Source organism: Micromonospora sp. NPDC048935, assembly GCF_043197875.1.
Classification (GTDB): domain Bacteria; phylum Actinomycetota; class Actinomycetes; order Mycobacteriales; family Micromonosporaceae; genus Micromonospora.
Map to the genome: position 1 here is coordinate 1 of NZ_JBICTZ010000012.1, position 24099 is coordinate 24099.

The following is a 24099-nucleotide window of genomic DNA, read 5'->3' on the forward strand; positions in this document are numbered from 1 at the left end:
GGGGTTGGCCCCCGGGGTTGCGGTTATTGCTCCGGGCCGGGCCCCGCGCCGCCCCCCCCCGGGCCCCCCCCCCCCGGGGGGCCCCCCCCCCCCCCCCCCGGGGGGGGGGGGCGGGGGCCCCGCCCCCCCCGACGATCAGCGGATCTCCGTGGTGTTGTCCTCCGGGCGCGGTTGGCCGCGCGGTGGGGCGGACCAGGGTGACTCGCCACCCACCCGGCGCGGCAACGGCTCGGTCGGTGTCGAGTCGGCCGGGTAACCCAGAGTGAGCGGCGCGGTGTCGCGTTCCGCGGGCGCGGGGGACGGCCAGTCGGTCAACGTGAAGTCGTCGTTGCGGGGGGTGGTCTCCGGTACCGGGGCCTGCGTCACGGCCGACTCGGTGGCCGGGCGCGGCCACTGCCGCCACCGCTGCACGCTGAAGGTCGCCATCAGCAGCAGAAGGCCGATCAGGAAGAGCGTGCCGTTCTCCACGGGCAGCCGCAACGGCAACGGATCGCCGGCCACCTTCCACCCGTGCGGGATCGCGTCCCGGACCGTGAAGGGCGCAATAAACATCCCGACGTACGGGGTGACCAGCAGCAACCCGGCCACCAGTGGACCGAGCGGCGAGAAGCGCAGCGTGCCGAGCAGGCCCAGCAGGACGCCGCCGACACCGAGGTACACGGCTGGCTCGATCAGGTTGGCGGTGTTGAACGTGCCGGTCTCCACCCAGCGGTCGACCGTCCGGCTCGACCCGTCCTGCCCCAGTGTGACGAGCACCCAGGTGATGGGCGCCACCACCAGCCCGGCGAGGAAGCTCCAGAGATGTCGCATCCGCGCACCGTACCGTTTTCGCCATGACTGAGCACCTCTCCGCCGCACCGATCGGCAAGCCGACGTCGTACTCGCGCGTCACGCTGAGCAAGATCATGACTGCCGTCGACGTGAACCTCTACGGCACCGTGCACGGCGGGGTTCTGATGAAGTTCGTCGACGACGTGGCGGGGGCCGCGGCTGCCCGGCACAGCGGCGGGACGGCCGTGACCGCGGCGATCGACGAGATCGTCTTCTCCGAGGCGGTCCGGGTCGGCGACCTTGTGCACGCGCACGCGCAGGTGAACTGGACCGGCCAGACCTCGATGGAGGTGGGCGTGCGGGTGGTCGCCGAGCGCTGGGACTCGGCCGAGGACGCGCCGGTCCGGGTGGCCACCGCGTACCTGGTCTTCGTCGGTGTGGACGTCGGCGGGGCCCCGCGGGTGGTCCGCCCGGTGCTGCCGGAGACGGCGGAGGACGAGCGCCGTTACAAGGAGGCCGAGATCCGTCGCGCGCACCGCCTCGCCCGCCGCCGCGCCATCCAGGCCCACCGCGCCGGCTGAGACGGCCACACAGGTCGGGACCGGGGCATGTGGGGCGGGCACGCATCGGTTGCCGTACCCGGTGCGCAGAATGGCGCTTCGAGGTAGGGCAAGATGGCGCCACGGCCACGCACAGTGTCGTGCCGGGCCGGGGGAGGGTGGAACAGTGGGTGACATGCTGTGGACGCCGCCGGCGGACGTACGCGAGCGGTCCCGGATCGGCGGCTACCTACGCTGGCTACGGGAGCACCGCGGGCTGGACTTCGCCGACTACGACGCGCTGTGGCACTGGTCGGTCACCGACCTGGACGGGTTCTGGCGCTCGATCTGGGACCACTTCGAGGTGATCGCGCACACCCCGCCGACCGCCACCCTCGCCGGGCGGGGCATGCCCGGGGCGCGCTGGTTCCCCGGTGCCACGCTCAACTACGCGGAGAACGTGCTGCGGATGCCGGGTCGCGCCGACGACGACCCGGTGGTGATCGCGCACGGGCAGACCCGCGCGCCGGTCACGCTGACCGCCGGGGAGTTGCGCGAGCAGGTCCGCCGGGTGTCGGCCGGGCTGCGCCGGCTCGGTGTCACCGCCGGGGACCGGGTGGCGGCGTACGCGCCGAACATCCCCGAGACGTACGTCCTCCTGCTGGCCACCGCCAGCCTGGGGGCGATCTTCTCGTCCTGCGCGCCGGAGTTCGGCACCCGCAGTGTCACCGACCGCTGGCAGCAGATCGAGCCGACAGTCCTGGTCGCCGTCGACGGCTACCGGTACGGCGACAAGGCGGTGGACCGGCGCGCCGAGGTCGCCGCGATCCGGGCCGCCCTGCCGTCGCTGCGGCACACCGTCACCATCGGCTACCTCGACCCGACGGGCGCGGCACCCGACGGTGCGCTGGGCTGGGCCGCGTTGGCCGGGCCCACCGACGAGCCGTTGACGTTCACGCCGGTGCCGTTCGACCACCCGCTGTACGTGCTCTACTCCTCGGGCACCACCGGGTTGCCCAAGCCGATCGTGCACGGCCACGGGGGCATCCTGCTGGAGCACCTGAAGATGCTCGCCCTGCACCACGACCTGGGCCCGGCCGACCGGTTCTTCTGGTTCACCACCACCGGCTGGATGATGTGGAACTTCCTGGTCTCCGGCCCGGCCGTGGGCACCACGATCGTGCTCTTCGACGGCAACCCGGGGGTCCGGGCGGAGCCCGGCCGGCCGGCTGAGCCGGACCTGGGTGGGTTGTGGCGGCTGGCGGCCGACACCGGCACCACGTACTTCGGCACCTCGGCACCGTTCCTGCTGGCCTGCCGCAAGGCCGGCCTGGTGCCCCGCGAGATCGCCGACCTGTCCGCGCTGCACGGCGTCGGTTCCACCGGCGCGCCACTGCCCGCCGAGGGCTTCCACTGGGTGTACGACACCGTCGGCGACCAGGTGCAGCTCCAGTCGCTGTCCGGCGGCACCGACGTGTGCACCGGGTTCGTCGGCGGGGTGCCACTGCTGCCGGTGTACGCCGGTGAGATCGCCTGCCGCGCGTTGGGCGCGAAGGTGGAGGCCCGCTCCGCAGACGGCACGCCGGTCACCGGTGAGCTGGGTGAGCTGGTCATCACCGAGCCGATGCCGAGCATGCCCGTGGGTTTCTGGAACGACCCGGACGGCACCCGCTACTTCGAGGCGTACTTCGACGTCTACCCGGGCGTGTGGCGGCACGGCGACTGGATCACCATCAACGAGCGGGGCGGCTGCGTCATCACCGGCCGCTCCGACGCCACCCTCAACCGCGGTGGGGTGCGGCTGGGCACCGCCGAGTTCTACTCCGTGGTCGAGGGGCTGGACGAGGTGGTCGACTCGGTCGTCGTACACCTGGAGGACGACGAGGGCGGCGCCGGCGAGCTGCTGCTCTTCGTGGTTCTGGCCGACGACCTGGAGCTGGACGACCCGATGCGCGCGAAGATCCGCCGTGAACTGCGCACCGCCCTGTCCCCCCGGCACGTGCCCGACGAGATCCACCAGGTACGCGCGGTGCCCCGCACCCTCTCGGCGAAGAAGCTGGAGGTCCCGGTCAAGAAGATCCTCACCGGCACCCCGGTCGACGAAGCGGCGGCCAGGGGTGCCCTGGCCAACCCCGAGTCCCTGACCGCCTTCGCCGCCCTGGCAAAGTCCCGCCCCCAAACCTGACCCACCCACCCCACCCCGCCGTGCCCCACCCCGCCGTGCCCCGCCGCCCATCCACGCGATCTTGCACTTTCTGCCCCGGAATAAGGGGCATTCCACGCGTTTCGGCGACAGAAAGTGCAAGATCGCCGAGCCGGGCGGGGCCGAGCCGAGCCGAGTCGAGCCGGAGTGGGTTAAGGGAGGGTTTGGGTTGTTTTTTCGGTGGCTTGGCGATTGGCTAGGCGGGTTGGGTCTGGGTTGGCGTTGAGGACCACGGTGGCGGCTCGGGTCAGGGGGGCCAGCAGCCAGTCGACCGGGTCCGGGTAGCGGGTGGCGTCGACGAGGACCCGCGCGCCGGGCTGGATGCCCAACTCGGTGGCGCGGGCCTCGGCGCGGGCCAGCAGGTGCGCGTCGGTGGGGCCCGGACCGGGCTGCGGGTTGAAGTGGTCGCCGTGCCGGCGTACCTCGACCACGTAGTCGGCGAACCCGGGCGGCACCTGCCGGAGCGGGACGGCGAGCGGGGCCAACCCGAGGGCGTAGCGTTCGTCGGCCGGCCAGGACTGGGCCTCGTCCAACCGGTCGGCGGCGGCGAAGAGAACATCCACGTCGCTCGGCGTGTCGACGACGCTCAGCTTGGCCGACCAGCAGCCCAGCAGCACCGCCGCGGTCTGCCAGTGCGGCGGCAGCAGCACACCGGCCGGCGTGCCGGGGGCGAGGCCGACCTCGTCGACGAGCAGGTTGGCGGTCTTCGCCACCCAGTTCGCCAGGGTGGCGCCGGAGAGTTCGGTGCGGTCCCCGCTGGCATCGTCGTACCAGGTGAGCAGCGGTCGGGTCGGGTCGGTCGCGATCGCGTCGGCGAACACCCGGGCAATGTTGTCGGCCATCGGCGCGAACGATACGCCAGTGCGGGCCGTACTGAATGTCGATGACAACTCGGCGTACGGTCGGGTCGCAGTCAGCGTCGGCCCCGCGCTCCGGCGTAGGCTTGACCCCCGGAGTGTTGTTCCCCACAGACCCGCCAGTGCAAGGAGTCGCCCCGTGACCGCCGGTCGCCCGCCCCGCGTGCTCATCGACGCCACGAGTGTCCCCACTGACCGTGGTGGTGTCGGTCGATATGTCGATGGTCTGCTCGGTGCCCTCGGCAAGGTGTGCGGGTCGGGGGTGGATTTGGCGGTGGTCAGTCTCCGCACCGACCTGGAGCGTTACACCCGTATGCTGCCCGGCGCGGAGATCATCCCGGCACCGGCCGCCGTGGCGCACCGCCCGGCCCGGCTCGCGTGGGAGCAGACCGGCCTGCCGCTGCTCGCCCAGCAGGTGGGCGCCGACGTGCTGCACTCGCCCTTCTACACCTGCCCGCTGCGGGCCGGGTGCCCGGTCACGGTCACGGTGCACGACGCGACGTTCTTCACCGAGCCGGAGCACTACGACAAGTCCCGCCGCACGTTCTTCCGCAGCGCCATCAAGACCTCGCTGCGCCGCGCCGACCGGGTGATCGTGCCCAGCAAGGCCACCCGGGACGAGCTGATCCGGCTGCTCGACGCCGACCCGACGCGGATCGACGTGGCCTACCACGGTGTCGACCAGGCTGCCTTCCACGCCCCCACCGAGGAGGAGAAGGCCCGGGTCCGTGCCCGACTGGGGCTGGGCAACAGCAGCTACGTCGCCTTCCTCGGCGCCAAGGAGCCGCGGAAGAACGTACCCAATCTGATCCGCGGTTGGGCGCGGGCGGTGGCCGACCGTGTCGACCCGCCGGCCCTGGTGATCGCCGGTGGCCAGGGGCACGACGACGACATCGACCGGGCGGTGGCCGAGGTCCCGTCGCACCTGCGCCTGCTGCGTCCCGGCTACCTGCGCTACGCCGACCTGCCCGGTTTCCTCGGCGGCGCGCTCGTCGCCGCCTATCCGTCCTACGGCGAGGGGTTCGGGCTGCCGATCCTGGAGGCCATGGCGTGCGCCGCCCCGGTGCTGACCACGCCCCGCCTCTCGCTGCCCGAGGTGGGCGGTGACGCGGTCGCGTACACCTCGGAGGACGCGGAGCAGATCGGCATCGACCTGGCCGCGCTGCTCGACGACGAGCAGCGGCGGTTGTCGCTGGCGAAGGCCGGTTTCGACCGGGCGAAGGAGTTCACCTGGGAGTCCAGCGCCGAGGTGCACATCACCGCCTGGAGTCGCGCCCGTTCGTGATCCCGGGCCCCTGGTGGTGACCCGTGCCACTGCCAGCAGGTGCGTCGGGCATGATGTGCGGATGCTTTATGCGGTCATTCCGGCAGGTGGCAGCGGCACGAGGTTGTGGCCGTTGTCCCGCGCCGGCCATCCCAAGTTCCTCCACCCGCTGACCGGCACCAGCTCCTCCCTGCTCCAGGCGACCGTGGAGCGGCTCGCGCCGCTGACCACACCGGATCGGACCCTTGTGGTCACCGGTGCGGCGCACGTCGCGGCGGTGGCTCGGCAGCTGACCGGCCTGCCCGAGGAGAACATCCTGGTCGAGCCGTCCCCACGGGATTCCTGCGCGGCAATCGCGCTGGCCGCCGCGGTGATCGCGGTACGCGACCCGGACGCGGTGATGGGCAGCTTCGCGGCCGATCACCTGATCGGCGACCCGGGGAGCTGGGTCCGTACCGTCCAGGAGGCGGTCCGGGGGGCCGAGCAGGGGATGCTGATGACGGTCGGGATCACCCCGACCCGCGCGGAGACCGGCTACGGCTATCTGGAGACCGGTGAGGAGACCGACGACGCCCCCTGGCGGCAGGTGACCGAGTTCAAGGAGAAGCCCGGCGCCGAGGTGGCCGAGGCGTACGTCCGATCGGGCCGGCACCTGTGGAACGCGAGCATGTTCGTGTGGCGGGTGGACGTCTTCCTCGCCGAGCTGGCCCGCCAGCAGCCGGCGTTGCACGCTGGCGTCACCGCGATCGCCGCCGCCTGGGGCACCCCGGAGCAGGACGAGGTGCTCGGCGCGATCTGGCCGACGCTGCCGAAGATCTCCGTCGACTACGCGGTGATGGAGGGCGCGGCCACCGCGGGTCGGGTCGCGACAGTGCCGGGTGACTTCGGTTGGAACGACGTCGGCGACTTCCACACCCTCGGTGAGGTGCTGCCGGCCGACGAGGCGGGCAACGTGGTGCTCGGCACCGACGCCAAGCCCGGTGTGCTCCTGCGGGACAGCGCCAACCTGGTGGTGGTGCCGCAGTCCGGTCGGCTGGTGGCCGTCCTCGGGCTGCGCGACCTGATCGTGGTGGACACCCCGGACGCGGTGCTGGTCTGCCCACGCGACCAGGCCCAGGGCGTCAAGGCCCTGGTCGACGAACTCAAGGCGCGAGGCGAAGAGGGCTACGTCTGAGGGCCGCGAGGGCCGGTGCGACAAGTTGTGCGGTCCCGCCGGCCAGCGGCTCGGGCAGTTGATCCGGTGGGAACCAGCCCAACTCCTCGGCCTCGTCGCTGACCTGCTCCACCGCACCGGGCGGCGCCACCACGGCGAACCGGACGTCGTAGTGGCGCGAGCCGCCCTGGCAGAGCACCTCGTGCACGTCGACGTCGATCGGCACCGGGTCGATGCGCAGGTCGGCGATCGCGGACTCCTCGGTGGCCTCGCGCAGCGCGGCGGCCACAAGCGTCTGGTCGACCGGCTCGCAGTGCCCGCCGAGTTGCACCCACCGACCGAACTTCACGTGAAGGCACAGCAGCACCCGCGTGCCGGTGGCGTCCAGCACCAGCGTGCTCGCGGTGATGTGCCCGGGGCGGTGCTGCCGGCTCATCGCGATCGGCCCGGCGTCGAGCAACGCGAGGGTCCGGTCCCGCGCGGTGGCCGCGGCCGGGCTGGTCGGCTGCCAGCCTTCGAGCAGCGCGACGGCGTCGGAGTGCAACGGCGCGTACGCCTGGGGGTCGGTCGGGTGGGCGGCGAGCGAGGTGTCGGGCATCCCGTCACTGTACGAGCGTGCGCTCCGTACGCTGGCGCGGTGACCCTGCGACTCGTCGAATTCGTGGTGGCCGGCAACGAGGCAAGCGATCTGCTGCCGGTGCGGTCGGCGGCGCTGCTGCGCGCGTACGGTGCGCGGCGGGGCTTCTGGACGGTGCTGGACGAGGGGCCGGTGGAGCGGTGCCTCGTGTTGCTGCTGGAACGGGACGACGGCGAGTGGACGGCCGAGCACGTGCGGGCGGACGCGGGCGTGGAGAACGGGCGGACCGAGGATGGTGAGGCGCTCGCCCACCACGACGGTTGGGTGTACGTCTTCGGCTCCCACTTCGGCTCGAAGGCCGGCCCGCTGCGCCCCCGGCGTGCCTTCGTGGCCCGCTTCCGGGAGGACGACGCGGTGGGCGGCCCGGTGCCGGTGCACGTGGTGCGCAACTCGTTCCGGCTGCACCGGGCGGTGAACGACGCTCTCGCCGGATCGCCGCTGACCCTGTTGCCACCTGGGGAACGGGTGCGGGCGCGGTTCATCGTCGAGACGGTGGCGAGGGGGACCGCCCGGGAGAAGCGCTGGGTGAGCCGGCTGGCCCCGGACGACCTGCCGGTGAACGTGGAGGCGGCCGCCTTCACTCCGGACGCGACGGTGCTGCTCGGGCTGCGGTTCCCGGTCACCGAGGCCGGTGAGCCGATCCTGGTGGAGGTGGCTGGTGTGCCGGGCATGTTCACCGCGGAGCCGGCGTGGCCGCGGGCGTTGCGCGCGTACGCGTTGACCGGGGTCACCCCGGCGGGAAAGCTGACCGGGTTCCGTGCGATCACCCCGACGTCGGACGGCGGGTACGCGGCCGTGATCGGCTCGATCGACGCGCTGGGCAAGGGGTCCGTGCTGCTCGACGACCATCCGGGCGGTGGGGACGTCACGTCTCGGCAGGTCCGCTTCCGGCTGCCGCGCGGCGGGTCGGGCGACGCGTACCGGCTGGTCGGGGAGACGGTGGCGGACCTGGCGCCGTTTCACCACGTGGAGGGGCTGGCCGAGCTGGACGGGCGACCGTTCTACGTCACGGACGAGGATCACCGGGTCGCGCTGTGGGCCGGTTGAGTCGGATGGGTGACGCTGGGACGGGATGACCGGACGGCACCTCTGCGGAGCACGGGCCGCAGACCCTCGTGGTGCCGCCCGATCACCGGGGCCTCCCCAGGCCCGGTGCCCTCGGGCCGGCACGTCGAGGACGCACCGGCACGGTGTTCGGGCACTGGAAGCATGTCGAAACCCTCCGGCGGCGTCGAGGTTTTTCAGTCCAGGCTTAAAGATGGAGATTAGTGCCGGCCGGGTAGAGTCGAACGGTCAACCGGCATCCCCCTGCCGGCGACACTGGAGCGCTCCATGCTGAAGATCCACTTTTCCGGGGAGGACATCCTCCGGACTCGGGTGGCGCCGGCGGCGGACCCGGTCTGGGAGCTGGTCCTCAGCCTGCACGCGTTACAGAGCCGCAACCGCGACCCGTTGACGGCACAATGGCGGCGCGCCGTGTCGCAGGGGCTGCGTCAGGACGTCGCCTCCGAGCAGCTCCGGTTGCTCTTCGCGTTGAGCCCGCCGCGCGGCTACTTTCCCGACTTCCTCACCCCGTACGCCAGTGTCGACGGCTTCGAGGCCGGGCTGGACGCCCTCCGCAGCACCCCCACCGGGATGCTCCGGCGAGACCTGAGCGTGCTCGCCGCCGAGAACCAGCTCCCTCCCTCGGCCGCCGCGCTGGCCCGGGGTGAGGTGGCGGTGCTCCACCACCTGGCTGACTCGATGGTGCAATACCGCTCATTGGCGATCAATCCCTACTGGAGCAGGATTCAGGCGGCAGTCGCGGCGGACCGGGCCCGCCGGGCCAGGGCGTTGCTCGACGGCGGTGTCGAGTGCCTGCTCACCAGCCTCCGACCGGCCATGCGCTGGGGCGATGGGGTGCTCGAAATCCGCAACTACCCGCACAGCCGGGAGCTGCACCTCGACGGCCGAGGGCTGCTGCTGGTGCCGTCGTTCTTCTGTGCGGACACACCTGTCGCCCTGCTCGACCCGGCCCTGCCGCCGGTGCTGGTCTACCGGGTGGACCGCCTCGGCGGGCTGCTGTCGGTCGACGACACCGGGGCGACCCGGTCGACCGCCGCCCGTGAGTCGCTCGCCGCGCTGCTCGGCCGCACCCGGGCGGCGGTGTTGGAGGCCAGCGACGAGGGCTGCACCACCGGTGAGGTCGCCCGCCAGCTCAACATCTCACCGGCGGCGGCGAGCCAACATGCCACGGTGCTGCGCAACGCCGGCCTGCTGGTCAGCCACCGGGACCGCAACAGCGTGCTGCACACGCTGACGCCGCTCGGCCGGGCCATGCTGGACGCCTGACCCGCCACCGGTCACCGGCCGAGCGCCGCGCTCGCCGGGCCCCGGCTCTCCCCGAGCGCGGCGTCCACCGGGTGCCGGGTGAGCGGCTGCCTCTCAGAGGGCGAGCGCCGCGCTCGCCGGGCTGCCGGGTGGTGGCGGCAACAGGGTCGAGCCGACGCCCTGGGCGGCCAGGGCGACGCGCAGTCGGTGCAGGTCGGCACCGAAGCGCACCAGACCGATCGGCTCGACGGGGGTCGGGGCCGAGCCGAGCAGCAGGGTGGCCCCCTCCGGCCAGCCGGGCATCTCGGCGACCAGGCCGGCGCGTACCTCGGCCTCGTCGACCAGGGTGAAGACCGTGCCGGGGGCGACCACCTCGGCGACCGCGTCGATCGCCCGGCGCACCGCGGTCAGGTCGGCCGGCGTGGGGCCGGGACCGTCGGCCAGGGTGGCGGCGTCGGCCAGCCCGGCGGCGCGGGCTTCGGCGGTGCCGAGCGCGAAGAGATCCTGTGCGGCGTCGCGGATCAGCGCACGCGCGCCGCCGGCGTCGTCCGGGGTGGGGGCGGTGAGGTAGCCGCGCACGACCGCGACGGGGACCTGATCGCACTTGCCCTTGATCAGCTCGCCGGCACCCGCCAGCTCGTCCACCACGGCCATCTGGGTCAACTGAAGCTCGTTGCCGTACGGGTCCACCTCGCCCCGGTGGTCGCGGATGGCCGGCATCCCGGCCACGCCCAGCGCCACGTCGGTGAGCCCGTTTCGCCAGGGCCGGCCCATGGTGTCGCTGACGATCACGGCCACGTCCAGGTCGTAGCGCTCCCGCAACGCGTCACGAAGCGCCCGTGCCGACGCGTCCGGGTCGACCGGCAGCAGCACCAACTGGGTCTTGTCCACGTTCGACGCGTCGATGCCCGCCGACGCCATCACGAAACCGTGGTGGGTCTGCACGATCCGCGTCGGCCCCCGACTGGCGACCACCCGGGCGGTCTCACCGGCCAGAACCTCGTCCCGCGCGGCCAGCCGCGCGGGCCCGTCCGCCGGGACGTCGACCAGCCGCCCCTCCGACTTCGAGACGATCTTGCTGGTGACCACCAGCACGTCCCCGTTGCGCAGCCACGGCGCCGCGGTCGCGATCATCGCGGCCAGGTCGTCACCCTCGGTCACGTGGCCGATGCCGAGCACCGGCAGGATCTCCAGCCTCACGTCAACTCCACCGCGGCGCGGACCATGGCCGCCGTCGCCGCCTCGTCGGTCATCCGCAGCGGCACCGCGCGGACCGTCACCCCCGGCACCACCGTGTCGGCGTCCTCCTCGGCGACCAGCCAGCCATCGAGCAGGCCGCCGTCCGACCGGCCCCCGTAGAGGCGGCCCACCCCGGCGGCGCTGCACTCGACGCCCAGCACGTCGAGACAGCGGTCAGCCATCCCCCGCACCGGAGCACCGCCGATGATCGGCGAGACACCCACCACCGGCGCCGGGCCGTCCGCCACCGCCTCCCGCAACCCTGGTACGGCGAGCACCGGCGCGACGCTCACCACCGGATTGCTGGGGGCGACCAGCACCAGATCGGCGGAGCCGATCGCGTCCAGCACACCGGGTGCCGGCTTCGCCGTCTCCGCACCGACGAAGACGAAGCGATGGGTGCGGATGTCGGCCCGGTAGCGCACCCACCACTCCTGGAAGTGGATCGCCCGCTGACCCTGCTCGTCCTCGACCACGGCGTGGGTTTCCAGGCGGTCGTCGGTGGCCGGCAGCAGGCGCACGCCCGGCTCCCAGCGGGTGGACAGCGCCTCGGTGACCGTGCTCAACGGGTAACCGCCGTTGAGCATGGTGCTTCGTACCAGATGGGTGGCGATGTCCTTGTCGCCGAGGCCGAACCAGTCCGGCTGCGCCCCGTACGCGGCCAACTCGCCCTTGACCGTCCAACTCTCGCCGACCCGGCCCCAGCCGCGCTCCGGGTCCGCGCCGCCGCCGAGCGTGTACATGACGCTGTCCAGGTCGGGGCAGATCTTCAACCCGTGCAGCCACAGGTCGTCGCCGACGTTGACCACGGCGGTCACGTCCGCGCCGATCTCGCGGGCGTACGCCCGGACGCCGAGCAGGAAGCGGGCGCCGCCGATTCCGCCGGCCAGAACCACGATGTGCATGTCGACCATCCTCGCGCACGTGACGCCATCGGTCCGCTGCTGGCCCGGGAGACTAGGCTCACGTGCGCCCTGTCCGTTCCGGCCCCGAGGGGGAGTTCGTGACCAGCCCCGCCGAGCCCGCGTCCTCCGACGCGACGCAGGCCCGTCAGCTGACCAAGCCACTACGCGAACTCGCCGCGCTCGCGTTGCTCGGCGCCAATGCCGTGTTCCTCTTCGTGGGTCTGCTCCGGCTGATCGCCCCGAACGGCTCCTTCACCGAACGTGCGGGCGGTGCCTTCGGCACGTTCGTCGGGCTGGAGGCGGTGGGCCTCCCACTGCTGGCCGTACTGCTGGCCACGCACATCTCGCCGGTGGTGCCGAAGGCCAAGCTGATCACGCAGGTGGCCCTCGGTGAGTACGCGGCCAGCGCGGTGGTCGGCACGCTGACCATGCTGATCTCGACGGTGGGCCGCCTGGCCGATGCGAGGGTGCTCGACGCGCTCCTCGGTGTGCTCGACCAGATCGCCTGGATGGTGATCTTCGCGGTCGCCGCCTGGGTGGTCTACACCATCTGGCGTGCCCGCTACCACGTGCCGCGGCCCAAGCCTCAGCCGGGCGTCTACGGTCAGCCGCAGGCAGGCTGGCCGCAGCAGCAGGGTGGGTGGCCGTCCCCGGGGCAGCCCGGTGGCCAGCCGCAGGGCGGCTGGCCCGCCCCCGGCCAGTACGCCCAGCCGTCCCCGCCGTTCCAGGCCCCGCAGTCGGCCCCGCCGCACCAGCAGTCCGCGCCGCCGTTCCCGCAGCCGGCCCCGTCCCACCCGCAGTCCGCGCCGCCGTTCCAGGCCCCGCAGTCCGCGCCGCCGTTCCCACAGTCCGCGCCGCCGTTCCCGCGGTCGCCCGCCGCGCCGCCGTTCGGGCAGCCGCCGTCGGCGGACCCGACCCAGGCGATCCCGCGGCCCTCGGCGGACCCGACCGAGGCGATTCCGCGCCCGCCGGCCGAACCGACCCAGGCGATTCCGCGTCCGTTGGGCGACCCGACCGAGGCGATTCCGCGTCCGGCCGAACCGACCCAGGCCATCCCGCGCCCCTCGGCGGACCCGACCGAGGCGATTCCGCGTCCGTCGGGCGACCCGACGCAGGCGATTTCCCGCCCCGCCAATCCGGACGACGACCGTACCCAGCACATCAAGCCCGACCAGCCCAGCTGAAACCGGCCTCCATGATCAGGTGATGAAGAGCAGGTCGACAGCGGCCCTGTCGCCTCCTCTTCGTCACCTGATCGCCGCGCTGGCGCTGCGCCCAGCGGCCGGTCAGTGAGATCGCTGGGGTCGCCCCGTCGGACCACCACACTCACGGAGAGCCGAGGTGGGCCGTTTCTCACGGTGCGGGCGCTGGTCTGTCGAGTGGGCTCGCGCTGCGCATAGGCTGAGCGGATGGTTGATCGCACCCAATCCGGCCCGAGCGACGCTAGCGTGCGGCGGGCCCTGGGCCGGGCCGCGACCGGGCGGGCGCTGGACGTCGACGAGGCTACCGCCCTGCTGTCCGCCCGTGGTGACGCCCTCGACGAGTTGCTCCGGGTGGCCGGTGGGATTCGTGACGCCGGGTTACGCGACGCCGGGCGGCCGGGCGTGGTCACGTACTCGAAGAAGGTCTTCATCCCGCTGACCCGGCTGTGCCGGGACCGCTGCCACTACTGCACGTTCGCCACGGTGCCGCACCGGCTGCCGGCGCCGTTCCTGGACCGCGACGAGGTGTTGGCCATCGCGCGGGCCGGTGCGGCCCAGGGCTGCAAGGAGGCCCTCTTCACGCTCGGCGACCGGCCGGAGGAGCGCTGGCCGGCGGCCCGGAGCTGGTTGGACGAGCGCGGCTACGACTCCACACTGGACTACCTGCGGGCCTGCGCGGTGGCCGTGCTGGAGGAGACCGGGCTGCTGCCGCACCTCAACCCCGGCGTGCTGTCCTGGTCGGAGCTGCAACGGCTCAAGCCTGTCGCGCCGAGCATGGGGATGATGCTGGAGACCACCGCGACCCGGCTCTGGTCCGAGCCGGGGGGCCCGCACTACGGCTCACCCGACAAGGAGCCGGCGGTCCGGCTGCGGGTCCTGGAGGACGCGGGCCGGGTCGGCGTGCCGTTCACCACCGGCATCCTGATCGGCATCGGCGAGACGCCGGCCGAGCGGGTGGACGCGCTCTTCGCGATCCGCCGCGCCCACCGGGAGTACGGCCACCTCCAGGAGGTGATCGTGCAGAACTTCCGCGCCAAGCCGGACACGGCGATGCGTGGCATGCCCGACGCGGAGCTGCACGACCTGGCCGCCACGGTAGCGGTGGCCCGGTTGCTGCTCGGCCCGAAGGCCCGGATCCAGGCCCCGCCGAACCTCATCGCCGGCGAGTACGACCTGCTGTTGCGGGCCGGCATCGACGACTGGGGTGGCGTCTCGCCGCTCACCCCGGACCACGTCAACCCGGAACGCCCGTGGCCGCAGATCGAGGAGTTGGCCCGGCACACCGAGCTGGCCGGGTTCACGCTGCGGGAGCGGCTGACGATCTACCCCGAGTACGTGCGCGCGGGCGACCCCTGGCTCGACCCGCGGCTGCTGCCGCACGTGACCGCGCTGGCCGACCCGGCGACCGGCATGGCTGTCGAGTCCGCGCTGCCGCAGGGGCGTCCCTGGCAGGAGCCGGAGGAGGTGTTCGGTGGGCGGGTCGACCTGCACGCCACCATCGACACCACCGGCCGCACCGACGACCGGCGCGGTGACTTCGACAGCGTCTACGGCGACTGGGCCGAGGTCGCCGGCAAGGTCACCCCCGAGGCGACGGCGCGCCGGGTGGGCGTACCCCCGGTGGCGGCCGGGAGCGGCGCGGACCGTGACCTGGCGGCGGGGCTGCGGCTGGCCGCCGACGACCCGGCGGCGCTGCTCGACCCCCGGCACACCGACGCGGCGCTGGCGCTGTTCGGCGCGGACGGGCCGGCGCTCGACGAGCTGTGCCGGCTCGCCGACGACGTGCGCCGGGACGCGGTCGGCGACGACGTGACCTACGTGGTCAACCGCAACATCAACTTCAGCAACGTCTGTTACGTGGGCTGTCGGTTCTGTGCGTTCGCGCAGCGTGAGCGGGACGCCGACGCGTACCGGCTCTCCGTCGAGCAGGTCGCCGACCGGGCCGAGCAGGCGTGGGCGGTCGGTGCCAGCGAGGTGTGCCTCCAGGGCGGCATCGACCCGAAGATGCCGGTCACCGGGTACGCCGACATCGTGCGCGCCATCAAGGCCCGGGTGCCCGAGATGCATGTGCACGCGTTCTCGCCCATGGAGATCGTCACCGCTGCCGCGAAGGCCGGGGTGCCGGTGCGTGAATGGCTGACGCAACTACGCGAGGCCGGGCTGGACACCATCCCGGGCACCGCCGCCGAGATCCTCGACGACGACGTGCGCTGGGTGCTGACCAAGGGCAAACTCCCGGCCGCCGCCTGGGTCGACGTGGTCAGCACGGCCCACGAGCTGGGCATCCGGTCCAGCTCCACGATGATGTACGGCCACGTCGACCACCCCGGGCAGTGGCTGGCGCACTTCCGGGTGCTGGCCGGTGTGCAGGACCGCACCGGCGGGTTCACCGAGTTCGTGGCGCTGCCGTTCGTGCACACCAATGCTCCGATCTATCTGGCCGGCATCGCCCGCCCCGGGCCGACGTGGCGGGAGAACCGGGTGGTGCACGCCATGTCCCGGCTGCTGCTGCACGGTCGGATCGACAACATCCAGTGCTCCTGGGTGAAGCTCGGTGACGAGGGCACGGTGGCGATGCTCCAGGGTGGGTGCAACGACCTGGGCGGCACGCTGATGGAGGAGACCATCTCCCGGATGGCCGGCTCCGACAACGGGTCCGCGCGTACCGAGGAGCAGTTGCGGGCCATCGCGAAGGCCGCCGGTCGTCCGGCGCGCAAGCGGTCGACTGCGTACGGTCACGTTCGGCCCTGACGTCGAACCTTTCCCCGCCGCCGGCCGTACCACGCGGTGCCGGCGGCGGTCGCGGCGAGGATCGCCGCCGGTGTCCCTTCCAGGGGCCCGGCGGCGTCGTTGGACGGCGTCGGACCCGTCCGTCCCCCGCGGGCGCGTGCGCGCCGCAGCCGGAAAGGTTGCCCATGACCAGTGATCAGCGGAAGCGGCAGTGGCCGCGACTGACCCGCCGGCAGACGTTGACCGCGGCGGCGAGCGCCACTCTCGGCGCCGCCGCGCTCACCGTGCCGGGCCTGTCAGCCGCGCAGAACGCTCCCGGCGCGGCCGGACGAGCCGACGAACCGATCGTCGTGCACCTGCGTGACGCCGAATCCGGAACGATGGACGTCTTCGTCGGTGAGGCGCGGATCGAGGTACGCGACCGCGGCCTGGCGGACCGGCTGCGGCGCGCCGCCCGGCGCTGACCCGACATCCCGCACTGCCATCCTGTCCCCGCCCAGTGAGGTTGGTCCGCCATGTCTTCCCATCGTGAGGCCCCGGAGATAGCCAAGGATCCGGTCGCCGACAGCTCCGACCTGTACGCGTTCGTCAGCCCCGACAAGCCCGACACGGTGACGTTGATCGCCAACTACGTGCCGTTGCAGCTGCCCTCCGGGGGGCCGAACTTCTTCGAGTTCGGTGACGACGTGCGCTACGAGATCCATATCGACAACGACGGCGACGGCCGTCCGGATGTCACCTACCGGTTCGAATTCACCACCGAGATCACCAATCCGAACAGCTTTCTCTACAACACCGGCACGATCGAGTCGCTGGACAGCAAGAACTGGAACCGGCGGCAGTTCTACAGCCTGACCCGGGTGGCCGACGGACGGGAACACCGCCTGGCGCACAAGCTGCCGTGCCCGCCGTGCAATGTCGGCCCGCTGTCCACCCCGAAGTACGCCGACCTCGTCCGGCAGGCGACCTACTCGCTCTCCACCGGCGAGAAGGTCTTCGCCGGGCAGCGCGCGGACGGCTTCTTCGTCGACCTGGGGGCGATCTTCGACCTCGGCACGTTGCGGCCGTTCCAGCAGTTGCACGTCGCCGGCAAGAAGATCTTCAAGGCCGAGGGTGAGCCGGTCAACGCCACCGACCGGATGAACGTGCACAGCATCGCCGTGCAGGTGCCACTGAAGCAGGTGCGCCGACGCGCCAGCCGGTACGGTGCCGCCGACCCGGCGTCGGTTCTCGGGGTGTGGACCTCGGCGTCGCGCCGGCAGGTGCGGGTGCTCGGCGACCGGGGCGGTGCGGACACCGCGACCGGCCCGTTCACGCAGGTCTCCCGGCTGGGCAATCCGCTGTTCAACGAGGTCATCGTGCCGATGTCCAAGAAGGACCTGTGGAACTCGCTGCCGCCGTCGGAGGACAAGCGGTTCGCGCGGTTCGTCGAGCAACCGGAGCTGGCCGCGTTGCTGCCGGCGCTCTACCCGGACGTCTTCCCCAACCTGGACAAACTCACCAAGGCCAAGAAGGCCCGCGCGGATCTGGTGGCGATCCTGCTCACCGGCATACCGGCCGGGCTGATCGACGGCTTCACCAACACCACAGGCGACGTGCAGGCCGACATGCTGCGGCTGAACACGGCGATCCCGCCGACGGCCAAGCCGGACCGGTTCGGGGTGCTCGGTGGCGACCTGGCCGGGTTCCCAAACGGGCGGCGGGTCGGCGACGACGTGGTCAGCATCGCGCTGCGGGCGATCGCCGGGGTGACCGTGCCGCTTGTGGACAAGACGTTCCGTCCGGACGCGGCGGCCGCCGCGGTCACCCCCGGCCTGAGCGCCGCCGACGTGACCGCGCCGTTCCTCGGGAACTTCCCCTACCTGGGTACGCCGTACGACGGGTTCAACAACCCGCCGGCGGCGTCCTGACCGGGCCGGGGGAAAGGAATGCACGAGCACGCGTACGGGCCGTCGGAGACGGGCAGTGTCGTCCTCGATCTGGGCGGCGACACCGGTGCCCTGATCGTCTACACGGGGCGGGATCTGCATGGCCGGGAGATCGAGATCAGCCGGGAGGATGATCGGCGGGTGCACTCCGCGGTGCGGGAGCGCCGGGTGCGGGACGGCTCGGTCCACAGCGCGGTCTACCCGGATCTGCCCGGCGGGATTTATACCGTCTGGTGGGACGCGAGCACGCCTGTCGGCAGAGTTTCTGTCCACGGTGGAGGGATAGCCGAGTTCGTGTGGCCCAGCAGCGGTTTTGGGGTCTCCGACTGACCCTTCCACATCGCTTTTCGCCTCGCGCCCCGTCCACATTGTGGACGGGGCGCACGCGCTGTGCCCAGCTCGACGGGCAGTCTGCGCCGCGCCGCGTTAACCTGTCCCCCACCAAGATCAGCTTTGGGGGCGCGGGTGTCTGGCACGGTCCGGTCGGGGGAGCGCCACGGCAGAAAAGTCGGGCAACTCGCCGGAGAGGGCGTTACTCGGCCGGGGTCTGAATCGATAGGGCAGGTTGCGAGGCTGGACGGCCCCAGTGGTCGTCCGGGGGTGTCGGGAGGGCGACTCCATTATCAAGTTTGGCTTGACGGCGCACGCATTACACGCGTGTAATTTGAATGGGGTTGTTCGCACGGAACGCAACAAAACGGGACCGGACGGACAAGCACGCCTTTCGCGTGGGGGGTTGCAGCGGCGATGACGCCGGTGCGCGACAAGGAGGCATTTGATGGACGGCCAGCTTGAGGTGGCCGACCTGCTCGGAAACGCGCCGGAGTGGCAGGAGCGGGCGTTGTGCTCGCAGACCGACCCCGAAGCGTTCTTCCCCGAGAAGGGCGGCTCAACCCGCGAGGCGAAGCGGATCTGCTCGCGGTGCGAGGTCAAGACCGAATGCCTCGAATACGCTCTCGGTCACGACGAGCGATTCGGCATCTGGGGTGGGCTCTCCGAGCGGGAGCGGCGCAAGTTGAAGCGGCGGGCCGCCTGAGCGGTGCGAGGTCGGGGCGGTGGGGGCCGCCCGACTCCGCCCGAACGGGGGCGGCGTGGGCTGTCGGGGGACTGCTCAGGCCAGCTCGTCGGGGTCGACGCCGAGCAGGTTCGCCACCTGTTCGATGATCACGTCATGCACGAGATCGGCGAGGTCCTCACGGTCCATCGCCCGGAACTCCAGAGGCCGTCGGTACAGAACGATCCGCGGCGGCACCTCCTGGCGGCCCGGACGGCCGGGCAGCAGTCGGGCCAGCGGGACCTCGCCGTCCTCCAACACATCGGAGTCGTAGACGTTCAGGTCCGGTGGCACGTCCTCGACCGCGAACTCGACCCCGGCCAACTCCTTGGCGAACCGACGCTCCAGCGTCTCCACGGTGTCCAGGACCAGGTCGTCGAAGACCTCGGCCTTGGTCCGCGCCAGCGGCACGGTGGCCGGCACCAGCCGCCCGCGCAGGCCGCGACCGTGCCGGTCACGGTGCACACGCCGGCCAGGGCCGGGGCGGCGGTGTTCCGGGCTCGTCATGAGGCAAAGGGTAGCGCCCGCGCCGGGCTGGTCAGCGGCACCGCCGCTCCCGTGGCGCGGCGCGCCCAGGACGGCGAACTGTGATCACCGCTACGGGCGTGTCGCAACGCGAAGCGATGCGCCGGACCCGGTAATGGAGATACCCTGCGCCCGTGAGGTCACCACGGCGCTGCTCCCGTAACGGCTGCCCCCGGCAAGCGGTCGCCACATTGACCTATGTCTACAACGAGTCGACAGCGGTGGTGGGGCCGCTGGCGGCGTTCGCCGAGCCACACACGTACGACCTGTGCGAGCCGCACGCCCGCAGCCTGACGGCACCGCGTGGCTGGGACGTGGTCCGGCACGAGGGCGAGTTCGAGCCGCCGCCGCCCACCACTGACGACCTGGTCGCGCTCGCCGAGGCGGTCCGCGAGGCCGCCCGGCCCGCTCCCCGCCCCCCGGACCCCGACCAGAACCACCACGACCACCCCCAGCAGACGGGCCGCCGAGGCCACCTCCGGGTGATCCCCCCCAACCACTAGCCCGGCCGGCCGCTGATCTCCTCGGGTTCCGGTAGAGGCGCGGTGTCGCAGCGCCCAGGACACCCCGACTTCCTGAAACGCGAGTGGATCACGCTGAGCGTGGCCGCGACCTGCACGAGCAGTGACCCAGCGGCCCCGATGCTCTTCTGGTGGCGCCGGTTTGTCATCGTGTCAGTCGTCCACGGCGCCGATCCTGATGAGGAAGACTGATGCGTACTCCCCTCCGGCCCCTCTCCCGGCGTGGACTGCTCACCGGCGTCCTCGGTTCGGCCGCCCTGCTCGCCGGGGGCGGCAGCCTCGCGGGCTGCGGCACCAGGGGCGCGCAGCAGACCGAGGCCGACTGCGTCAGCGAGGACCTCTCCGGCACCGAGAAGAAGCTGGCGTTCTCCAACTGGCCGCAGTATCTGGACGTGGACGACGAGGACGAGTCCAAGCGACCCAGCCTGGACGAGTTCGGGCGGAAGACCGGCATCCAGGTCACCTACACCGAGGACATCAACGACAACAACGAGTTCTTCGGCAAGGTGCAGCACCAGCTCGCCGCCTGCCAGAGCACCGACCGGGACATCATCGTGCTGAGCGACTGGATGGCGGCCCGGATGAGCCGGCTCGGCTGGATCCAGCAGCTCGACCCGACGAAGATCCCGAACGTACGCGCCAACCTGCTGCCGTCGCTGCTCAACCACTCCTTCGACACCGACAGCCGGCTCTCCGTCCCGTGGCAGGCCGGCCTCGCCGGGTTGGCGTACAACGGTGACGTCACCAGGGAACTGCGTACTGTCGACGAGCTGCTGACCCGCCCCGACCTGAAGGGCCGGGTGTCGGCGCTCAGCGAGATGCGCGACACGATGGGCCTGCTGATGCAGTCCAACGGGCACGACCCGGCCAACTTCACCACCGCCCAGTTCGACGACGCGCTCACCAAGCTCAGGAAGGCCGTCAACTCCGGGCAGATCCGCAGGTTCACCGGCAACGACTACGCACCCGACCTGGCCAAGGGCGACATCGCCGCGTGCATCGGCTGGTCCGGGGATGTCATCCAACTCTCCGGCGCGAACGAGAAGGTGCGGTTCGTCGCGCCCGACTCCGGCGTGCTGCTCTACAGCGACAACATGATGGTGCCGATCCGGGCCACCCACAAGGCGAACGCCGAGCAGCTCATCAACTACTACTACGAGCCGGCCGTCGCCGCGAGGCTCGCCGCCTATGTCAACTACATCTGCCCGGTCAAGGGCGCGCAGGCCGAAATGGAGAAGATCGACAGCGAGTTGGCCGCCAACCCGCTGATCTTCCCCGACGACGCGCTGCTGTCGAAGGCCACGACGTTCATGGTCCTGGACACCAAGCAGGAGAAGGAGTACGAGAGCAAGTTCCAGCAGGTCATCGGGGCGTGACGGGGATGGCGCGCGAGACACCCGCCGGCGACCTGCGCCTGGCCAACCTCACCAAGCGGTTCGGCAGTGTCACCGCCGTCGACGGCCTCAGCCTGACCGTCCGGCAGGGCTCGTTCTTCGCGCTGCTCGGCCCGTCCGGCTGCGGCAAGACCACCGCGCTGCGGATGATCGCCGGCCTGGAGGAGCCGACAGGTGGCCAGGTGCTGCTCGGTGACCGGGACGTCACCCGACTGCGGCCGTACCGACGACCGGTCAACACCGTCTTCCAGAGCTACGCGCTCTTCCCGCACCTCACCGTCTTCGAGAACGTGGCCTTCGGGCTGCGTCGACGCGGCCTCCGCTCGGTCGACGGGGAGGTGCACCGGATGCTGTCGCTGGTGCAGCTCGACGGCTACGGCAAACGCCGACCGGCCCAGCTCTCCGGCGGCCAGCAGCAGCGGGTCGCGCTGGCCCGCGCCCTGGTCAACCGGCCCCAGGTGCTGCTGCTCGACGAGCCGCTCGGCGCTCTCGACCTGAAGCTGCGCCGGCAGATGCAGATCGAGCTGAAGCGCATCCAGACCGAGGTCGGCATCACCTTCGTGCACGTCACCCACGACCAGGAGGAGGCCCTGACCATGGCCGACACCGTCGCGGTGCTAAACGCGGGTCGGATCGAGCAGCAGGGCACGCCTGCCGACCTCTACGAGTTCCCCGCCACCGCGTTCGTGGCGAGCTTCCTCGGCCAGTCCAACCTGCTCGCCGGCGAGGCCACCGGCGCCAGCGGCGGCGACGTCGCGGTGACGGCGCACGGCACGCGCTTCTCGGTGCCCGCCGGCCGGGCACGGTCCGACCGCGGTCCGGTCCACCTGGGGGTACGCCCCGAGAAGCTGACTCTGGTCGGCTCCGCCGACCAGGTGCCCGTGGGGCACCAACACGTCAGCGGGGTGGTCAGCGACGCCTCCTACGTGGGAGTCAGCACGCAGTATCTGCTGCGTACCGACTGGGGCGGCGAGCTGACGGTGTTCGTCGCGAACAGCGCAACGTCGACGCGGTTCGCGGTCGGCGGTGCGGCATTCGCGTACTGGGATCCGCGGCACGCGTTCCTGCTGCCCCGGGGCGCCGCGAGTGTGGACCGGACGTCGCCGGTGCTCGACGAGCCGGTGAGCGCGCCGTCGTGACCCTGCCGGCTCCCAGCGGCTCGGGGCAGACTGCGGCACCGGCAGCCCGTTTCGGGAGGCGCCGGCTTCTGCCGTACCTCCTGGTGTTGCCCGGTGTGGCCTGGCTGTTCGTCTTCTTCGGAGTGCCGCTGGCGCAGCTCGCGGCGGCCAGCCTGTACGACCCCGACGGCTCGCTGTCCACCGGTTACGCGATGAGCTGGGCGTTCGGCAACTACCCGGACGTGCTGCGGGCGTACTGGCCGCAGTTTCTGCGCTCGTTCGGCTACGCCGGGCTGGCCCTGGTGCTGGCGCTGCTGCTGGGCTACCCGCTTGCCTACACGATTGCGCGGAAGGCCGGGCGGTGGAAGAACCTGCTGCTGGTCTGTGTGGTCGCGCCGATGTTCACCAGTTTCCTGGTCCGCACGTTGGCGTGGAAGACCATCCTGTCGGACAACGGCGCGCTGGTCGGCCTGCTGCGCGACGTGCACCTGCTCGCACCGGACGGCCGGCTGCTGGCCACGCCGTTCGCGGTGGTGCTCGGCCTGACGTACAACTTCCTGCCGTTTCTGGTGCTGCCGCTGTACGCGAGCCTGGAGCGGCTCGACCACCGGTTGCTGGAGGCGGCCGGCGACCTGTACGCGAGCGGGGCGCAGACGTTCCGCCGGGTGACCCTGCCGTTGTCCAGGCCCGGCCTGGTCGCCGGCATGCTGCTGTTTTTCATCCCGGCCAGCGGCGACTACCTCAACGCCGAACTGCTCGGCACCCCCACCGAGTACATGATCGGCAACGTGATCGACTCGGCGTTCCTGGTCCGGCTGGACTACCCGCAGGGCGCCGCGCTGTCGTTCCTGTTGCTGGCGGCGATCCTCGCGGTGATCTTCGGTCACCTGCGCAGGGTCGGCGCGGGGGAGGTGCCGTGAGGATCTCCCGTTGGTTGGCCGACCGCTGGGTGCTGATCGTGGCGCTGCTGGTGCTCGGCTATCTGGCGCTGCCGATCCTGGTGGTGGCCGGGCTGTCCCTCAACCGGCCGTCGAGTCGACTGTCGTACGACTTCAACGAGTTCACCCTGGACAACTGGCGACAGCCCTGCGCCACCTCGGACATGTGCGACGCCGTGCTGCGCAGCGTACGGATCGGTTTCCTCGCCACGGTGATCGCCACCGCGCTGGGCACCCTGCTGGCGTTCGCGCTGGTCCGGCACCGCCCGCGCGGCCGGTCCGGCATCAACATACTGATCTTCCTGTCGATGGCCACCCCGGAGCTGGTGCTTGGCACGTCGCTGCTGGCGCTCTTCGTGTCGGCCGGGGTGCCGCAGGGCTTCTGGACAGTCGTGATCGCACACGTGACGTTCTGCGTGTCGTTCGTGGTGGTCACCGTGAGGGCACGGCTGGCCGGGATGGACCGGCGGCTGGAGGAGGCCGCCATGGACCTCTACGCCAACCAGTGGCAGACCTTGCGGAGGATCACCCTGCCGCTGGTGCTGCCCGGCATCGTGGCCGCCGCGCTGCTGGCCTTCTCGCTGAGCTTCGACGACTTCATCGTCACGAACTTCAACGCCGGCACCACTGTCACGTTCCCCATGTATGTCTGGGGCGCCGCCCAGCGGGGCATCCCCCCACAGGTAAACGTCATAAGCACCGCCATGTTCGCGCTGTCCCTCCTCCTGACCGCCCTAACCACGCTCCGCTCTCGCCGCCGCTGACCCGGTGCGCTGACGGCATCTCGACACAACCTTCGGCGACCTCTGCC

22 protein-coding genes and 1 pseudogene are annotated in these 24099 nt (G+C 71.7%); 17 read left to right on the forward strand and 6 right to left on the reverse strand.

The window, feature by feature from the left end; genetic code table 11:
- Positions 1–135 precede the first annotated feature (135 nt).
- Positions 136–810, reverse strand: coding sequence for a hypothetical protein (locus tag ACGFIW_RS27610; protein WP_393321567.1), 675 nt, complete (start codon positions 808–810; stop codon positions 136–138).
- 23 nt (positions 811–833) lie between these two features.
- Between ACGFIW_RS27610 and ACGFIW_RS27615 the strand changes: the two genes are divergently transcribed.
- Both ACGFIW_RS27615 and ACGFIW_RS27620 read left to right on the forward strand, forming a co-directional pair.
- The gene (locus tag ACGFIW_RS27615) at positions 834–1352 is read left to right on the forward strand and encodes an acyl-CoA thioesterase (RefSeq protein WP_204943434.1); all 519 of its coding nucleotides are present in this window, start codon (positions 834–836) and stop codon (positions 1350–1352) included.
- Positions 1353–1497: 145 nt separating this feature from the next.
- Positions 1498–3495: an acetoacetate--CoA ligase gene (locus tag ACGFIW_RS27620; protein ID WP_393321570.1), complete on the forward strand. Its 1998-nt coding sequence runs from the start codon at positions 1498–1500 to the stop codon at positions 3493–3495.
- Positions 3496–3665: 170 nt separating this feature from the next.
- Here ACGFIW_RS27620 and ACGFIW_RS27625 read toward each other — a convergent pair whose 3' ends face one another.
- Positions 3666–4355 carry a TIGR03089 family protein gene (locus tag ACGFIW_RS27625; RefSeq protein ID WP_393321573.1) on the reverse strand — a complete coding sequence of 230 codons (690 nt, stop codon included), beginning with the start codon at positions 4353–4355 and terminating at the stop codon, positions 3666–3668.
- Positions 4356–4509: 154 nt separating this feature from the next.
- Between ACGFIW_RS27625 and ACGFIW_RS27630 the strand changes: the two genes are divergently transcribed.
- Both ACGFIW_RS27630 and ACGFIW_RS27635 read left to right on the forward strand, forming a co-directional pair.
- Positions 4510–5655 carry a glycosyltransferase family 1 protein gene (locus ACGFIW_RS27630; protein ID WP_357558614.1) on the forward strand — a complete coding sequence of 382 codons (1146 nt, stop codon included), beginning with the start codon at positions 4510–4512 and terminating at the stop codon, positions 5653–5655.
- Between the two features lie 61 nt (positions 5656–5716).
- Positions 5717–6808 (forward strand): mannose-1-phosphate guanylyltransferase, encoded by a 1092-nt coding sequence (locus ACGFIW_RS27635; RefSeq protein ID WP_393321577.1) that lies wholly within the window; start codon positions 5717–5719, stop codon positions 6806–6808.
- On the opposite strand, the gene ACGFIW_RS27640 is transcribed toward ACGFIW_RS27635, so the two are convergent.
- Positions 6777–7385, reverse strand: a complete 609-nt coding sequence (locus ACGFIW_RS27640) for an NUDIX hydrolase (protein ID WP_393321580.1) — start codon at positions 7383–7385, stop codon at positions 6777–6779. The genes ACGFIW_RS27635 and ACGFIW_RS27640 overlap by 32 nt on opposite strands.
- Before the next feature lie 39 nt (positions 7386–7424).
- On the opposite strand from ACGFIW_RS27640, the gene ACGFIW_RS27645 reads away from it, so the two are divergent.
- Entirely contained in the window at positions 7425–8471 is a 1047-nt protein-coding gene (locus tag ACGFIW_RS27645) for a hypothetical protein (protein WP_393321582.1), read from the forward strand.
- A gap of 285 nt (positions 8472–8756) precedes the next feature.
- Positions 8757–9755 carry an ArsR/SmtB family transcription factor gene (locus ACGFIW_RS27650; RefSeq protein WP_393321584.1) on the forward strand — a complete coding sequence of 333 codons (999 nt, stop codon included), beginning with the start codon at positions 8757–8759 and terminating at the stop codon, positions 9753–9755.
- A 93-nt stretch (positions 9756–9848) separates the two neighbouring features.
- On the opposite strand, the gene ACGFIW_RS27655 is transcribed toward ACGFIW_RS27650, so the two are convergent.
- The gene (locus ACGFIW_RS27655) at positions 9849–10934 is read right to left on the reverse strand and encodes a coenzyme F420-0:L-glutamate ligase (protein WP_393321586.1); all 1086 of its coding nucleotides are present in this window, start codon (positions 10932–10934) and stop codon (positions 9849–9851) included.
- The gene (cofD, locus tag ACGFIW_RS27660; protein WP_393321588.1) at positions 10931–11878 is read right to left on the reverse strand and encodes a 2-phospho-L-lactate transferase; all 948 of its coding nucleotides are present in this window, start codon (positions 11876–11878) and stop codon (positions 10931–10933) included. The genes ACGFIW_RS27655 and cofD overlap by 4 nt, the downstream gene beginning before the upstream one ends.
- 98 nt (positions 11879–11976) lie before the next feature.
- Between cofD and ACGFIW_RS27665 the strand changes: the two are divergent.
- The 6 genes and pseudogenes from ACGFIW_RS27665 to ACGFIW_RS27690 all read left to right on the forward strand — a co-directional run.
- Positions 11977–12825: pseudogene (locus ACGFIW_RS27665) on the forward strand (hypothetical protein); the annotation flags it as partial.
- A gap of 462 nt (positions 12826–13287) precedes the next feature.
- Positions 13288–15831 carry a bifunctional FO biosynthesis protein CofGH gene (locus ACGFIW_RS27670; RefSeq protein ID WP_393321591.1) on the forward strand — a complete coding sequence of 848 codons (2544 nt, stop codon included), beginning with the start codon at positions 13288–13290 and terminating at the stop codon, positions 15829–15831.
- Positions 15832–15995: 164 nt separating this feature from the next.
- Positions 15996–16274, forward strand: a complete 279-nt coding sequence (locus tag ACGFIW_RS27675) for a hypothetical protein (protein ID WP_357071649.1) — start codon at positions 15996–15998, stop codon at positions 16272–16274.
- A 51-nt stretch (positions 16275–16325) separates the two neighbouring features.
- Positions 16326–17720: a DUF4331 domain-containing protein gene (locus tag ACGFIW_RS27680; protein WP_393321593.1), complete on the forward strand. Its 1395-nt coding sequence runs from the start codon at positions 16326–16328 to the stop codon at positions 17718–17720.
- An 18-nt stretch (positions 17721–17738) separates the two neighbouring features.
- Complete coding sequence (locus ACGFIW_RS27685; protein WP_393321596.1) at positions 17739–18068, forward strand: phospholipase; 330 nt, start codon at positions 17739–17741, stop codon at positions 18066–18068.
- Between the two features lie 448 nt (positions 18069–18516).
- A complete protein-coding gene (locus tag ACGFIW_RS27690) occupies positions 18517–18774 on the forward strand; it encodes a WhiB family transcriptional regulator (RefSeq protein ID WP_007455784.1) in 258 nt (85 codons plus the stop codon).
- Between the two features lie 75 nt (positions 18775–18849).
- Here the strand turns inward: ACGFIW_RS27690 and ACGFIW_RS27695 are convergent, their stop codons facing one another.
- Positions 18850–19299, reverse strand: coding sequence for a metallopeptidase family protein (locus ACGFIW_RS27695; RefSeq protein WP_110562108.1), 450 nt, complete (start codon positions 19297–19299; stop codon positions 18850–18852).
- 152 nt (positions 19300–19451) lie between these two features.
- On the opposite strand from ACGFIW_RS27695, the gene ACGFIW_RS27700 reads away from it, so the two are divergent.
- The 5 genes from ACGFIW_RS27700 to ACGFIW_RS27720 all read left to right on the forward strand — a co-directional run bounded on the left by ACGFIW_RS27700 (position 19452) and on the right by ACGFIW_RS27720 (position 24052).
- Positions 19452–19820, forward strand: a complete 369-nt coding sequence (locus ACGFIW_RS27700; protein ID WP_393321599.1) for a DUF3499 domain-containing protein — start codon at positions 19452–19454, stop codon at positions 19818–19820.
- Positions 19821–20029: 209 nt separating this feature from the next.
- Complete coding sequence (locus ACGFIW_RS27705; RefSeq protein ID WP_393321602.1) at positions 20030–21214, forward strand: extracellular solute-binding protein; 1185 nt, start codon at positions 20030–20032, stop codon at positions 21212–21214.
- A 5-nt stretch (positions 21215–21219) separates the two neighbouring features.
- On the forward strand, positions 21220–22371 hold the full coding sequence (locus tag ACGFIW_RS27710; RefSeq protein ID WP_393321605.1) for an ABC transporter ATP-binding protein: 1152 nt from the start codon (positions 21220–21222) through the stop codon (positions 22369–22371).
- Complete coding sequence (locus tag ACGFIW_RS27715) at positions 22368–23270, forward strand: ABC transporter permease (protein WP_393321607.1); 903 nt, start codon at positions 22368–22370, stop codon at positions 23268–23270. The genes ACGFIW_RS27710 and ACGFIW_RS27715 overlap by 4 nt, the downstream gene beginning before the upstream one ends.
- Positions 23267–24052 (forward strand): ABC transporter permease, encoded by a 786-nt coding sequence (locus ACGFIW_RS27720; protein ID WP_393321610.1) that lies wholly within the window; start codon positions 23267–23269, stop codon positions 24050–24052. The genes ACGFIW_RS27715 and ACGFIW_RS27720 overlap by 4 nt, the downstream gene beginning before the upstream one ends.
- Positions 24053–24099: the final 47 nt, after the last annotated feature.